Source organism: Microbulbifer celer (assembly GCF_020991125.1).
GTDB lineage: Bacteria > Pseudomonadota > Gammaproteobacteria > Pseudomonadales > Cellvibrionaceae > Microbulbifer > Microbulbifer celer.
Window position 1 is genome coordinate 2,219,158 of record NZ_CP087715.1, and the last position, 12,880, is coordinate 2,232,037.

The window sequence follows — 12,880 nt, forward strand, 5'->3', positions numbered from 1 at the left end:
AGGTATCAAGCACAGGCGAGGCTCTTGCTTACCACTTCATACAGATCTCTCGACAATTCGCCGGCGTCCATAATCCCCTGCAGCGCGGCGCGCATTCTTGCAGACTCGTGGTCGCAATATTTTTTCCAGTGCGTGAGTGGTATCACCAGGCGAGCTGCGATCTGGGGATTCAGCTTATCCAGCACGCTCACCTGCTCCGCCAGAAATCTGTACCCACTGCCATCCTCGCGGTGGAACTGGGTAAAATTGCGCGAGGCAAACCCGGATATTACTGAACGCACCTTGTTGGGATTGGTGATCTCAAACGCAGGGTGCTGCATCAGTTCACGCACCCTCTCCAGGGTGCCAAAACTGGCACTGCCACTCTGCAACAGGAACCAGTTCTCCACTACCTGGGTATCCTGCTGCCATTGATCATAGAATGCCCCGAGATACTTCTCCGCTTCTTCTCTGGGCGCATATTCCACCAGAGCACCCAGAGCGGCAGCCACGTCGGTCATATTCTCATCGCGCTGCAATTGCAGGCGAGCAAGGTCCAGCGAAGATGGATCAAGCGTGGCACAGAGATAGCCCAGACACGTATTCTTCAAGCTGCGCTCCGCGATATCGTCCGCCACAGGGCGATAGGGTTTACGCTGATCCAGTTGTTGATAACGCGCCAGTAACGGCGCGCTCAATGCATTGGCCAGGCTATTCCGGGCAAATTTACGCGCAGCGATAATCGCCCCGGCATCAACCACCTCACACTCTTCCGCCAACTCCTGGGCACTGGGTAGCGCCAGCATCATTGCCACCAGCGCCGGATCCAGTGCCGCATTTTCCAGCACCGCGGAGAGGCCTTTGATCAATGCAGCCGGCTCGGTCATCTCCGAGCCATCGCGATACTGGGCCTGTAACGATTCCAGTGCCTTGATCGCCAAACGCCGGCTGGCATCCCAACGGTTAAACGCATCCGAGTCGTGTTGCATCAGGAACAATAATTGATCTTCCGAATAGCCGTAATGCAGTTTCACTGGCGCAGAAAAGCCGCGCAGCAGCGACGGCAGAGGCGCATGGGGAATATTTGAGAACGTAAATGTCTGTTCGGCCTCAGTCAGGTTCAACACCGTCGAGGTTTTACCGCTGTCGTCCAGCGGTAGATCCCTACCGTCTGCGCCGATCAGGCCAATCGATACCGGGATATGCAGCGGAGGCTTTTCCGTCTGCCCCGGTGTAGCCGGTGTGCGCTGGGCGATTGTGAGTCGATAAGTCGCACTGGCTTCATCATACTGGTCCGTCACCGTCAGCACCGGTGTACCGGCCTGCTCATACCAGCGGCGGAATTGCCGCAGGTCCGCATTGTTGGCATCTTCCATCGCACAGATGAAGTCTTCACAGGTCACCGCTGATCCATCGTGACGCTCAAAATAGAGGTCACTGCCACGACGGAACGCCTCTGGTCCCAGAAGCGTGTGAATCATCCGCACCACTTCAGCGCCCTTCTCGTAGATGGTCAGGGTGTAAAAATTGGAAATTTCCATGTACGAGTCCGGGCGAACCGGGTGCGCCATGGGCCCGGCGTCTTCGGAAAACTGTGCGGTGCGCAACAGGGAAACATCTTCAATACGTTTCACAGCACGAGAATTCATATCTGCGGAGAACTCCGCATCGCGGAATACGGTGAACCCTTCTTTCAGGCTCAGCTGGAACCAGTCGCGACAGGTTACCCGGTTACCAGACCAGTTGTGAAAATACTCGTGGGCAACAATGGATTCGATGCGCTGGAAGGCGCCATCGGTCGCGGTTTCCGGGCTGGCGAGCACACAGGCGGAATTGAATATGTTCAGTCCCTTGTTCTCCATCGCCCCCATGTTGAAATGATCCACCGCAACGATCATGAAAACATCCAGATCGTACTCCCGCCCATATACTTCTTCGTCCCAACGCATCGCGTGCTTGAGTGAGATCATGGCGTGATCGCACTTTCTGATATTTTTCGGCTCGGTAAACAGCTGCAATTTCACCTCGCGGCCGCTGGCAGTGGTGAAGCTGTCTTCTACGTACTGAAGGTCTCCGGCAACGAGAGCAAAGAGGTACGAGGGCTTGGCAAAAGGGTCCTCCCAGGTAACACGCAGCCGACCGTCTTCGGTTGTACCGCTGTCTACTTTATTGCCATTGGCCAGTAGCACGGGATATTTGCTCGGTGCGACAATAGTGGTAGTAAACACCGACATGACATCCGGACGGTCCGGGTAGTAGGTGATTTTGCGAAAGCCCTCTGCTTCGCACTGGGTGCAGTACATACCATTGGAAAGGTATAACCCTTCCAGGGAAGTATTTGCCTCTGGCGCAATACGCGTATGAACCTCCAACTCGAACTCCGGAGTCTCCACATCCAGTGTGAGCCCCCCTTCTCCCTCGTGATAACGCTGCGCCGGGAGCAATTTCCCGTCGATGGCAATAGAAAGAAGCTCCAGGTCAACCCCGTCGAGCCAAAGCGGCGGCAATGTCTTTTCACCGGCGTTGATTGCCTCCGGGTTGCGCCGGACCTTCAGACGGGACTTGACCAGGGTCGCCTGCGGCTCCAGATCAAAATGGAGATCGGTGTGGTCAATCAGGTAATCCGGTGCCCGATAGTCCTTCAAGTATACAGTGCGTGCTTGTGCTTCTTTCATCCCGTAACTTCTCTTTTAAACTCTCAAACAACATCGCCTGCCGGCTTCAGTATCCGGCAGCCTGGCCATCCTTGCGACTTTCTGAAGCGCCGTGGTAGACACCGTTGTCTCCCCGCAGAATAGCCTGATAGCCGCCGTACGGGCCGCTCTCAAACCGGATCTGATGCCCCTTATGCACGAGCGCACGTCGGGTTTCCATGGGGAAACCATCTTCCAGACTCAGATAGCCACCATCGATCATGATTTCGTCAGTAGGCTGGCTCGAACCGCTGTGTAGAATTCGCGGCGCGTCCCCCGCTTCCTGGACATTGAGGCCGAAGTCCACCATGTTGATTACGATCTGTGCATGCATCTGCGGTTGGGTGGCGCCGCCCATTACGCCAAAGCTCATCCAGGGTTTGTCGTTTTTCGTTACAAAGGCCGGAATAATAGTATGGAACGGACGTTTGCCCGGCTGATACTGGTTGAAGTGCCCTTCCTGGAGACTGAACATCTCACCGCGGTCCTGCAGGATAAAGCCAAGATCCCCGGGTGTCATGCCGGAGCCCATACCGCGATAATTACTCTGAATCAACGACACCATATTACCGTCTTTGTCGGCCGTGGTGAGGTAGATGGTATCGCCGTGGCGCAGGGCGACATTACCTGCATCGTAGCGCTTGGCGGCGCGTTCGCGGTCTATCAGCTTGCGACGCTCGGCAGCGTACTGCTTCGAGATCAGCTCCTCAACCGGGATCTGATTGAAGTCCGGGTCGGCGTAATATTTGGCGCGATCTTCAAACGCGAGCTTTTTTGCTTCTGCAAACAGGTGTACGTACTCTGGGCTGGTGCGGCCCAGAGAAGCCAGGTCATAGCCCTCCAGGATGTTCAGGATCTGTAGCGCGGCAATGCCCTGCCCGTTCGGCGGCAACTCCCAGACATCATAACCACGGTAGTTGGTAGAGACGGGTTCTATCCAATCGGACTGGTGACTGGCAAGATCCTCGTAGGACAGAAACCCGCCATTCTCCTTCATGTAACGATCAATCTCCCGGGCAATTTCCCCTTTGTAGAAGGCATCGCGGCCGCCATCGGCAATTTTCTGCAGTGTCTTGGCCAACCTTGGATTGCGGAAAAGTTCTCCCTCTTGTGGCGCGCGACCTTCCGGCATGTAGGTTTCGCGAAACCCCGGATATTTTTCCAGAATGGGGACGGACCGATTCCAGTAGTAGGCCACTAACTGAGTGACCGGAAACCCCTGGTTTGCATAGCGTATCGCAGGTGCCAGCAGGTCTTTCATCGGCAGACGACCAAACTTCTCGTGCAGCTCGAACCAACCATCCACCGCGCCCGGTACGGATACGGGCAGCGGGCCGTGGGATGGGATGCTCTCCAGCTCCTGCTTGGCAAAGTACTCGAACGGCAAGGACTTCGGGGAGCGGCCACTGGCGTTCAGCCCGAACAGCTTCTTGTCTTTGGCGCTCCACACAATGGCGAACAAGTCACCGCCAATGCCATTACCGGTGGGCTCCATCAACCCCTGCACCGCATTGGCAGCAATGGCCGCATCAATGGCGGAACCGCCCTCCTTCAGGATATCCAGCGCCACCTGTGTCGCGAGAGGCTGACTGGTAGCCGCCATGCCCTGCGTCGCCAGTACCGGTGAGCGGCTGGCAAACCCTTCGCCATTGACGCGGTCATAAGCCTCGACCGCAGTGACAACGGTCAGCGACATCAATACAGCCAGCGCCGCGCTCAGGCGGCTTCGCAGTGTTTTCAGGTTGGCTTTCACAATCTAAGGTCCCCTCGTTATTCTGAATGCGGTTGCCAGAGCGTTTATAGTCTCTACATTTAATACCAGCTCCACAAGCCGTCCCGCGACAGGATTGCGCCCTGCTGAGAGAATGTCGATCAAATAGCCAGTCGTATGGGAATTTCCAGCGCGAAGAACAGTCCCTACAGCGTAACGAACAAAGTGCCCACAGCGAGAAAGACAAAGTGACTACAGCGGTCCTACAGACACTACATGCAATCTTGCGCTCCAGATGGACCGTTCTGACCCTGCTTTTGATCGCAATTTGTACGTTAACGTGGCAAACCCGCCATCACTGGATCCCCCCGCTGGGTAACCTCGGGTTGAACGGAGCAAAGATAGAACAGCTCTCCGGCGTCAATTTTTCTCCTGCCCAGAAGGGCAACATTGACGTGCAAAGTATGCGCCTGCGACTGGATAGTGGCGTCCAGGTCGAAATTAATGCGGCGCAGTTGCGAGGTTTGACGTCGCTACTTGGCGGCAACTCTGCACAGACGCCACTGATAGTCAACATCGGTCAGGTGCGGTTACGGAATCTGTCCAGCGCCGACAGCAACGCGAAAGAGAGCCCACCTGACCAGCAGTGGCATCATTCCGCGCCCGAATCGGCGCCCACGCCTATCACAAAGCCATCGACAGGCGGCGTTCAGAGCGCACCTCTACGTCTAAGTGAGCTGTTGCAGCGCCTTAAGAAACTGCCCAGGGCCGACCTGCGCATCCGTCAACTGACGATACCCGAGCTTTCGTCCACACCGATGCAACTGACTATTCAGAGCGGAGACGGAAAACTGGAAAGCCAACTGCACAGCAACCGCTGCCGTGACTGTGGCTTGGAATTACAACTGACAACCGGACTTGAAAGCGATCGACAATCTGCTCTTTCTGCAACGCTGCGGAGTCAGGACGCAGAAGCGGCGACACTTCAGTTGACGTCACGCCCGCACCGTTCAACCTCCAGTCAGACACCAATCAATCGCCCGGATGCCCACCTCGCTGAACCGCGCTGGCGCATCCAAAGCGACCTGAATGTCAACCTGATTGCCATCCAGGCGTTGCTCCGTCAGCTGGGTGTCCAGCCCCCGGTTCCAGAGCTCGAAGCGTACCAAGCCAAAGGCAGTATCCGCCTGCAGTCCAGTGCAGAAGTCCCCGATGAGATTATGCAGATGCAGCGATACAAGGCATTCGATACCGAATTGCACACTGATGCGCTCCAGTTCATGCTTCCCCCCGCCATCGCCGGCGCCCCCATGGTTGCCAGGGTGCGCAGTACTTCTGCGCTTCGCTGGTCACTCGCTACCCTGCAACCATTACAAGCAAACACTGTCTCTGGCACGCTTGCCCTGGAACTGGATACGCTACCAGCTGCTTCAGGAACAGCAGAACCAGCGGGAGAGAGAAAAAGCGCAGAAGGATCTAAAGCGCCACTACTGGATGCCACACTGGAGCTATCCAGAGAGTCAGGACAACCCAGAGCTGATCTTTCCGGAACACTCCAACTGGCCCGGGCCTATCCGTTGCTCGCTGTCGAACGCTGGCAGACGGCATTAGCTCCATACAATATCCGGGATCTCGAAGGGCAAATCCGGTTCGAAGGCAATATTGATTTGCCACTATTGGCGAACTGGCAGAGTCCCGATGCATTCAACCCTATCGGGCGCAATCTTCGGTTTGAAATAAAGCCCGGCGGCAAGATCACCGCGAAGGTTGATCTACCGGACCAAAATAATCCACTGCAGGTCATCGGCTGGTCTCAGGCTCACGTAGCGGCAACGATTGAAAACAATGCTGTGTTCTCAATGGAGCAATGGTCAACCCCCACGACTCTGACCGCAGATTCAGTGCAGCTGACGGTTACTGGCTCAGGAAAAGACGCTAAGGCGACGTTCCCCCCCATTCGTAGTGCAATCACTGACATCCATTGTGAGGATTTTTTCAGTAATCACTGCACCGCAGCGCTTGAGAGCGAGACGGGAGAACTTCAGCTCACCGACAGTAAGACTCGTGCCGAATCTGTTGGCATCAGCCTGAACTTACGGACTTCGCCAATGCGTACGACAGCTCCCCCAAAAGAGCGGCACTGGCAGATCAGTAACCTGAACCTTACCGCCAAAAAAGTGCTGAGTGGCGCTATCGGAATCCAGGATGCTGAATTTTTTGCCCCAGCCCTGGAGTGCAAACGCAGCACCGACAGAACGTCCTGTACATCAGACCAGTTGGCGATTGCGGTATCACCGCTCAGTATGATGGACAGCCGGATCGAGGGTGTTCTTTTCCTGGATCAGTTTTCTCTAACCACCGTACCGGACGCTGAGCCGGGCTCGCTTCCAGAAATCACGACCAGATACCGCGCGCACAACCTCGTCATGACAGCAATGGATACCTATACCGTGCGCCTGGACCCCACTGGCGAAGCCACACTGAAGCAGGGAGTACTGGAGGGGAAAAGCACTGTGAAGGCTGGCAACATCCAGCTTGTGAGCCAGTGGCAACACAATTCGGAGAGCGGTAGTGGGCAACTGGCGTTTACCCTGCCAAGTACCGGGTTCAGCCCCCAGCAGTCCCTCAGCACGGTGATAGCGGGCATTCCGGCCGATATCGTTGAAGGCCGGATGGCAGCCTCGGGGAAAATACACTGGCCGGCTCAGTCACGCGATCGCGTTGAATTCTCACTTCAGGAGGCAGCCGCGACCTATGGCGATATTGTCGCAGTGGGAATAGATGGCAATATCAGGCTAAACCGCAATAACAATGGCTGGCAGACGTCGGAACCCGCACCGATTCGGGTACAGCGCGTTGATACCGGTGTCGCGGTGAACAATCTGCACTTTACCCTTGCGCTTTCCCCGCAACGGGACATTGTGCTGGATGGCTTCGCCGCCGAGCTGCTGGACGGCGTGCTTACCGCCAGTACTTTACGCTGGAACCTGGACGGAGCCCCTCGTATGTCCCAAGTGAACTTTACCGGTCTGTCTCTCAGGAAGCTGGCAGAAGAAATGGAGGCTGAGAACTTTTCCGCCAGCGGGCTGGTGGACGCAAAGATTCCGCTGGAAGTGGACAGACAGGGAATCACGGTTGAAGACGGCACCGTACAGTCCCGCCCGGGCGGAGGTCGACTACGCTACTACGGCGCCTTTTCCCCGCAGATGCTGACCGCCAACCCCCAGCTCAAAATGATCGCAGGTGCGCTGGAAGATTATGAATATCGAGAGCTGAAAGGCACATTCACCTATCCCCTGAGTGGCGACCTCACACTCAACCTGAAACTGACAGGGCGCAGCGATGCGGTTGACGCCAACCGTGATCTGGTCATCAACCTGAACCTTGAGAATAATATTCCACAAATGTTGCGTTCTCTCCAGGCCAGCCGCAACCTGCAGGATGTACTGGAAAACCAGGTTCCCTAATGTGGTGTATCACACTAGTGGGCAAGCAGACGGCAAGTACAAAGTTCAGTGGAAATTTACGCAGAATCTGGTTAGCGTTCAGGCTTTGTTAATCTGAAGCGCTCTATAGTCAATCTAACGTTCGTCGGGAGGTCACTTCCGGTGCCATTCAAGGAGTACGATGTGAAAAACCATTCAGGACCACTTAAGCTGACGCAAGTGGCCACAATACTGTTTCTTGGGGCAATCGCGCTCTCCGCCTGCACACCCACAGTGGCCGTTCAGGCGCCCAGTGAGCCTATTACCGTGAATCTGAACGTCAAAATCGAGCACGAGATTCGGGTCAAGGTCGATAAGGAACTGGACAACCTGTTCGAAGACAAAGAAGGTATCTTCTGAATGGAAAGCGCTATCGACACTCATCGCGACGAATACAAGGAATTAGCATGAACAAGATGATGCATCAGATAATTACCGCCGCCCTTTTTTCCCTGGCCCTGATTGCGCTACCGGCCAGCGCTGTCACCCTCAATGAAGCTCGAGGGCAAGGTCTCGTTGGCGAGGCAAATAGCGGCTATATCGCCGTCGTTCAGGATAGCTCTCCAGAACTTGAGCAGCTGGTTGCTGAGGTCAACGCCAAACGCAAGAGGGAATACGCCGCTATTGCCAAACGCAACAATATCGATATCTCTCAGGTCGCGGCCAGGGCCGCAGAAAAACTGGAATCCCGCCTGTCCAGAGGAGAGTACTACCAGGACAACCTCGGCCGCTGGAAACAGAAATAGCGCTGACGGTTAAACGGTAAAATTAGCCACTAAAAAACCCGCAGCCAGAGACTGACTGCGGGTTTAACGGATAGGAGATTAAACCGGTAGATTCAGAGATTGGCGAACAGCGACATGCCATCCAGCCCCTGAGCTTCCATTACCTCCCGCAGGCGCTTGAGTGCATCCACCTGAATCTGGCGCACGCGCTCGCGCGTCAGCCCGATTTCACGCCCCACCTCTTCCAGGGTGCTAGCCTCGTAGCCCCGCAGGCCAAAGCGGCGGCTCACCACTTCACACTGCTTGTCAGGCAATTCCCCGAGCCAGCGATTGATGCTGTCGAACAAATCCGTGTCCTGAAGCAATTCAGCGGGATCCGACTCGTGCTGATCCGGGATGGTATCTACCAGTGTCTTTTCTGAGGAGGGTCCGATCGGAGTATCCACCGACGTCACGCGCTCGTTCAACCCAAGCATACGCTCGACATCTTCTACCGGCTTTTCCAACAGAGTGGCGATTTCATCAGCCGTCGGTTCGTGATCCAGCTTTTGTGCTAACTCGCGAGAAGCGCGCAGGTAAACATTCAGCTCCTTGACCACATGAATCGGCAGGCGGATGGTGCGGGTCTGATTCATAATCGCCCGTTCAATCGTCTGTCGAATCCACCAGGTCGCGTAGGTAGAAAAACGGAACCCGCGCTCAGGATCAAACTTTTCTACCGCGCGAATCAGGCCGAGATTGCCCTCTTCAATCAAGTCCAGTAGTGCCAGACCGCGGCTCACGTAACGACGCGCAATCTTGACGACCAGACGGAGGTTACTCTCGATCATACGCTTGCGAGCAGCCGCATCACCACGCAGCGCTTTACGTGCGTAATACACTTCTTCTTCTGCTGTGAGCAGAGGGGAAAATCCAATTTCGTTGAGATACAGCTGCGTAGCGTCGAGATTTTTTTGCCCGTGGGCGTCATCAAGTTTGCGTGGCGCAGCTTTCTGGGAGGGTTTTTTCTGTGTAGATGACTTATCGGATATGGTTTCGGAGCTTTTTTTGGCCGCCTTGCTCCGGCTGCGGGTAGTAGTAGTGTTTTTCGCTTTACTTTGTTTTGTTGTTTCTTTGGTTATAGGTGCGTCCTGCTCGATTGGTTCGGGCGAAAGATCTGCTCTGGAACCTGCCAACAGGTGCTCTTGACGTTGTGCTTCCATTTCCCCAACTCCTTGTACTTTGCCTGTTTCAGCCGCTTTGACAGCGAAAGATCAAGCTTGCCACTGATCCGGTTGCTGCCGCATGCGACAGTCTCCGTTCCCGGCCCCCACCTTCGTTAGTGGGTCAAGTCACTGCTAGGCAGCAAATGCCGTTCCTGGTGACTACCTCAAGTGGTTTTAAATAAAAATCCATTTTTATTTCACAGCAGCGTAAAGGCTTGTCAGTTCATTGCACCGTTCAAGGCAAGTAAGTCAGAGGGTCTACCGGTTGACCATTTTTCCGAATCTCGAAGTGGAGCATATCGCGGTCGGTACCACTCGAACCCAGTTCCGCTATCCGTTGCCCCGCCTTCACTTTCGTGCCCTCACCGACGAGTAGACGGTGGTTATGGGCGTATGCACTGAGGAACTCCTCGCTGTGCTTAATGATCAAAAGTTTCCCGTAACCTCTTAACGCGCTACCGGCGTAAATCACTGTGCCATCCGCTGCTGCCTGAACAGATTCCCCCTTTTTACCTCCGATATCAACACCCTTTCGCAGGGGGCTGTTTGCCTGGAAGCGTGACAGAATCCTGCCCCTCACTGGCCAGTGCCAGTCAATAGCAGAATTTCGCTTGTCCGAAATTGACGATTTTTTAACGACAGCCTTACGGGAAGCTGGCGTCGGCTTCCGCACAGGTACCGGTTTCCGTTTGATGATCTTCCTGGGCGGAGATGTTTTCTTTGAGGGTTGACGCTGCGGCGTACCCGCAAGTTTCAAACGTTGCCCGGGAAAAATCCGGTAAGGCGATGGGATCCCGTTGATTGCCGCTAAGTCTTTGAAATCTCGTCCATATCTCCAGGAAATGGAGTACAGCGTTTCCCCCTTGCTAACCACGTGATGCTTGATTTTCTGACTCGGCGGTTGCTGTAAGGCGCTGGTGGGGGCTCGGTTACTGGCGCAGGAAGTGACCAGTAAAACCGTCAAAGCCACAAAAACTGCTCGACCTGCCCCACTTTTCCGGCCCAGTAATTGAGTCGTCAATTGGCGCCAAAACCTCGTTAGGTGGGGCCGGCAAAACTTGAAATTCTGAGGAAAAAAGCGCCGTTTCATTATTCTCTTTTTACATCAAAGGGGTACATTTATGGAAAAAGTGTCTAAAGAAAATCACTGTTTCAAGGTTCCAGGGCAGCAAAAATCTCCAAAATTCCGGCCGGTCACAGAACGGTCATTTTTTTACCCGTCACCCCAGTCAGATAAGAGCAATTTATCACGATGAACACGCCCTTTTCCGGGTAGGAATTTGCTCATGAACGATGTGAGATATTGCTTACATTGCGTCCGTGCACCCACTCAATCAACAGCACTAAAAGGAACGCGAGCAGGGCAGCCCCCGCAGCGCCCAATACAAAAGACGGCTCGCCAGATACATGGGCGAACTCATCGGGCATCACGTTCGACAACGCAGGGGCGAGCTTGTCGTGATCCGCACCCGGCAATGTGTCCACACTCAGTTTCCACGGCCAGACGATTTTCAGGCTCCCCAGCAGTATCCCCACCAGGAAAGACAACGTCACCGAGGGAAACCGGTGCATCAGCCAGGAGAGCAAACGACTGAAAAGCAGCAGTCCACAAATTGCGCCGCCCGCAAACCAGCCCAGCGCGGCCACCTGAATCTCGTGCACCGCCTTGATCACCTGAGGATAGATGCCAATCATCAGCAAAATAAACGAGCCGGAGATCCCCGGGAGAATCATTGCGCAGATTGCCAGCGCGCCAGAGAAGAACAGGGTATAGGGTGTTGCGGCTATCTCCGTCGGTCGCATCTCACTGACCAGGATCGCCATCAGCACACCCGTAAGCAACGCCAGCCAACATCGCCAGGACCACCGGGGTACCCGTCGGACAATAGGGAATACCGACGCAAGAATAAGTCCAAAGAAGAACCCCCAGACCACGATGGGGTAGTGCTGCAGCAGATAGCCGATCAGCTTGGCAAGACTGAAAACACTGACCAGAATGCCGCCAAACAGCGCCAGCAGGAAATTACCATTCACCTGTCGCCACGCTGCAACGACGCCCTCCCCGAACAGGGTTTTAACCGATTGAGGTCCGATACGGCTCAGAGAGTCGAGCAACTCCTGATAAATACCGGTGATGAATGCGATAGTGCCGCCGGATACACCGGGAACAACATCTGCAGCCCCCATCGCCAGACCGCGGGCAGCAATCCCCCAGTACCGGCTCTTCAACACGTCCGTTGCCATTTCTACGCCTATTTACTGATCAATTTATACTGCGCCCGGCGCATCTGAAGTCTATTTGGGAAAGGGGCTGGCCGCCAACGGCTAGCGCACAACGCCAGCCAGCAAAGGCACAAACCGCACTGCTTCCGCTTTTTCCACGCTGAAGCGCTCACCGTCTTCACTGCGGCTGACAATGGTCAGAAATTGCTGCTCGTTACCCACCGGTATCACCAACACACCACCGGGCGCCAATTGCTCGCGCAACTCATCGGGCACACTGGCCGGCGCGGCGGCACACAGAATTGCATCGTATGGCCCCTTTTCGGGCCAACCGAAGCCCCCATTGCTGAGACGCATCTCGACGTTAAAGATTCCCAGCTCACGCATCCGCTGACGCGCCTTTTCTAACAGCGGAGAAACACGCTCAACGGAATAGAGATCGTCAACCAGGCGCGCCAGGATGGCGGTCTGATACCCTGAACCGGTACCGACTTCCAGCACGCGCGCGCGGGACTTGGCCCGGCTCAGGAGCATTTCTGTCATGCGGGCGACGATATAGGGTTGGGAAATGGTCTGCCCGTAACCGATAGGCAGTGCAGTATCTTCATAGGCCCGGATGGCCAGGGCCTCATCCAGAAATAAATGCCGAGGCGTGGACGCCATGACGTCCAACACTTCCTCGTTGCGGATACCCTCATCCCGCAACCGCTGTATCAGGCGGTTGCGAGTGCGCTGGGACGTCATCCCCAGGCCTTCGTGTCTCAATCGATCCATATGGACAGTCAGTCTCCCTGCAAGCAAGATCGCCAACGCAGCGCCGTGAAGTGAATGTATACTCGTCTGCGCCGACTACTGGACC

Annotated in this window: 9 protein-coding genes; 3 read left to right on the forward strand and 6 right to left on the reverse strand. The window is 55.3% G+C overall.

Annotated features, from left to right (window positions below; translation table 11 throughout):
• Nucleotides 1–5: 5 nt before the first annotated feature.
• Nucleotides 6–2,654, reverse strand: coding sequence for an aminopeptidase N (gene pepN / locus LPW13_RS09350; protein ID WP_230434854.1), 2,649 nt, complete (start codon nucleotides 2,652–2,654; stop codon nucleotides 6–8).
• A 46-nt stretch (nucleotides 2,655–2,700) separates the two neighbouring features.
• Nucleotides 2,701–4,425 carry a gamma-glutamyltransferase gene (ggt, locus tag LPW13_RS09355; protein WP_230434856.1) on the reverse strand — a complete coding sequence of 575 codons (1,725 nt, stop codon included), beginning with the start codon at nucleotides 4,423–4,425 and terminating at the stop codon, nucleotides 2,701–2,703.
• 206 nt (nucleotides 4,426–4,631) lie between these two features.
• On the opposite strand from ggt, the gene LPW13_RS09360 reads away from it, so the two are divergent.
• From LPW13_RS09360 to LPW13_RS09370, 3 genes are all read left to right on the forward strand, one after another.
• On the forward strand, nucleotides 4,632–7,850 hold the full coding sequence (locus LPW13_RS09360) for an intermembrane phospholipid transport protein YdbH family protein (RefSeq protein ID WP_452309127.1): 3,219 nt from the start codon (nucleotides 4,632–4,634) through the stop codon (nucleotides 7,848–7,850).
• A 162-nt stretch (nucleotides 7,851–8,012) separates the two neighbouring features.
• Complete coding sequence (locus LPW13_RS09365) at nucleotides 8,013–8,228, forward strand: YnbE family lipoprotein (protein WP_230434860.1); 216 nt, start codon at nucleotides 8,013–8,015, stop codon at nucleotides 8,226–8,228.
• A 47-nt stretch (nucleotides 8,229–8,275) separates the two neighbouring features.
• A complete protein-coding gene (locus LPW13_RS09370; RefSeq protein WP_230434862.1) occupies nucleotides 8,276–8,614 on the forward strand; it encodes a YdbL family protein in 339 nt (112 codons plus the stop codon).
• A gap of 92 nt (nucleotides 8,615–8,706) precedes the next feature.
• On the opposite strand, the gene rpoS is transcribed toward LPW13_RS09370, so the two are convergent.
• From rpoS to LPW13_RS09390, 4 genes are all read right to left on the reverse strand, one after another.
• Complete coding sequence (rpoS, locus tag LPW13_RS09375) at nucleotides 8,707–9,795, reverse strand: RNA polymerase sigma factor RpoS (RefSeq protein WP_230434864.1); 1,089 nt, start codon at nucleotides 9,793–9,795, stop codon at nucleotides 8,707–8,709.
• Between the two features lie 238 nt (nucleotides 9,796–10,033).
• Nucleotides 10,034–10,768 (reverse strand): peptidoglycan DD-metalloendopeptidase family protein, encoded by a 735-nt coding sequence (locus LPW13_RS09380; protein WP_230434866.1) that lies wholly within the window; start codon nucleotides 10,766–10,768, stop codon nucleotides 10,034–10,036.
• Between the two features lie 314 nt (nucleotides 10,769–11,082).
• Nucleotides 11,083–12,042 carry a DUF368 domain-containing protein gene (locus LPW13_RS09385; RefSeq protein ID WP_230434868.1) on the reverse strand — a complete coding sequence of 320 codons (960 nt, stop codon included), beginning with the start codon at nucleotides 12,040–12,042 and terminating at the stop codon, nucleotides 11,083–11,085.
• An 81-nt stretch (nucleotides 12,043–12,123) separates the two neighbouring features.
• The gene (locus tag LPW13_RS09390) at nucleotides 12,124–12,795 is read right to left on the reverse strand and encodes a protein-L-isoaspartate(D-aspartate) O-methyltransferase (protein ID WP_230434870.1); all 672 of its coding nucleotides are present in this window, start codon (nucleotides 12,793–12,795) and stop codon (nucleotides 12,124–12,126) included.
• Nucleotides 12,796–12,880 lie beyond the last annotated feature (85 nt).

Bases quoted from the DNA above. Each gene is read 5' to 3' on its own strand.
- rpoS (WP_230434864.1), bottom strand. From the start codon at position 9,795: ATGGAAGCACAACGTCAAGAGCACCTGTTGGCAGGTTCCAGAGCAGAT.
- pepN (WP_230434854.1), bottom strand. From the start codon at position 2,654: ATGAAAGAAGCACAAGCACGCACTGTATACTTGAAGGACTATCGGGCA.
- LPW13_RS09370 (WP_230434862.1), top strand. From the start codon at position 8,276: ATGAACAAGATGATGCATCAGATAATTACCGCCGCCCTTTTTTCCCTG.
- LPW13_RS09390 (WP_230434870.1), bottom strand. From the start codon at position 12,795: ATGGATCGATTGAGACACGAAGGCCTGGGGATGACGTCCCAGCGCACT.
- LPW13_RS09385 (WP_230434868.1), bottom strand. From the start codon at position 12,042: ATGGCAACGGACGTGTTGAAGAGCCGGTACTGGGGGATTGCTGCCCGC.